This window comes from Streptomyces sp. NPDC085946, assembly GCF_044540485.1.
In the GTDB taxonomy this organism is placed as follows: domain Bacteria; phylum Actinomycetota; class Actinomycetes; order Streptomycetales; family Streptomycetaceae; genus Streptomyces.
In genome coordinates this window covers 1-1,570 of record NZ_JBITSF010000066.1, presented here as the reverse complement: position 1 = coordinate 1,570, position 1,570 = coordinate 1, and the positions used below count along the sequence as shown (strand labels likewise).

The 1,570-nt window shown below is 73.0% G+C and carries 1 protein-coding gene; it reads left to right on the top strand.

From position 1 onward, the window contains the following. The coding region (locus ACIF8T_RS40465) for a condensation domain-containing protein (protein ID WP_400042486.1) at positions 1–1,570 on the top strand (1,570 nt) is incomplete at both ends.

Below are 1,570 nucleotides of genomic sequence, written 5' to 3'. Positions count from 1 at the left end.
TGATCTCCCGCATCCGGTCGGTGCTCGACGCGGAGCTGTCGGTGCGGGACCTGTTCGAGGCGCCCACGGTCGCGGGCCTGGCGGCCCGGATCGACACCGGGAGCGAAGAACGGCCGGTCCTCCGGGCGGTGGCCCACCGCCCGGACGTGCTGCCGCTGTCCTTCGCACAGCGCCGGCTGTGGTTCCTGCACCGACTGGAAGGACCCAGCCCCACCTACAACATGCCCTTCGCCCTGCGCCTGCGGGGCGGGCTGGACCGCGCCGCGCTGCGTGCTGCCCTCACCGACGTGGTCGCGCGCCACGAGGTGCTGCGCACGGTCTACCCCGAGGTCGACGGGACCCCGCGACAGGTGATTCTCACCCCGGAGCAGGCCGCTCCCGCACTGTCGGTCACCGAGGTGGACGAAGTCGGGCTCGCCGACGCACTGACCGCCGTGGCCGGCCACGGGTTCGACCTGACCGATGAGACGCCGTTCCACGCCGAGCTGCTCGACCTCGGCGCCGACGAACACGTGCTGGTGCTCGTCCTGCACCACATCGCCGGGGACGGCTGGTCCAGCGGTCCGCTGGCCCGGGACCTCTCCGTCGCCTACGCGGCCCGCTGCTCGGGCGGGGCTCCGGCGTGGGAGCCGCTTCCCGTCCAGTACGCGGACTACACCCTGTGGCACCACGACCTCCTCGGCAGCGAGGACGACCCCGACAGCCTGCTCTCCCGGCAGACGGCGTACTGGGCCGAAGCACTGGCGGACCTCCCGGAGGAGCTCGCGCTCCCTGCCGACCGGCCTCGCCCGGCGGTCGCCGGCCACCAGGGCGGACGCGTGCCGTTCGCCCTGGACGCGGCGGCGCACGCCCGGCTCCGCGAGCTTGCCCGCGACTGCGACGCCAGCCTGTTCATGGTGCTGCAGGCCGCGCTCGCCGCACTGCTCAGCAAGCTGGGCGCGGGCACCGACATCCCGCTCGGTACGCCGATCGCGGGCCGCACGGACGCGGCGCTCGACGAGGCGGTCGGCTGCTTCGTCAACACCCTCGTCCTGCGGACCAGCACCTCGGGCAACCCCGTCTTCACCGACCTCATCGCCCGCGTCCGGCAGACCAGCCTGTCCGCCTACGCCCACCAGGACGTGCCCTTCGAGCACCTGGTCGAGGTCCTCGACCCGGCCAGGTCGCTCGCCCGGCACCCGTTGTTCCAGGTGATGCTGGTCCTGGACGACAACGCCGAGCCGCGGCTCGACCTGCCCGGCCTCCGGGCGAACCCACTGCCGGTCGGGACCGCGGCGGCGAAGTTCGACCTCTCCTTCACCGTCGCCGACCAGGACGGCGAGCACGGCGAGGCGGCCGGCATCAGCGGTGCCCTCGACTACGCGAGCGATCTGTTCGACCACGGCACCGCCGAGGACCTGGCGGCTCGTTTCGTGCGGCTGCTGGAGGCGATCGCGGACGATCCAAGGTGTCGCATCGGGGACTTGGAAATCCTCGACGGTGCCGAGCGTGAGCGGGTGCTGGTGGGGTGGAACGACACCGCGCGGGCGGTGGCGGGGTCCACGTTGCCGGAGCTGTTCGAGGCGCAGGT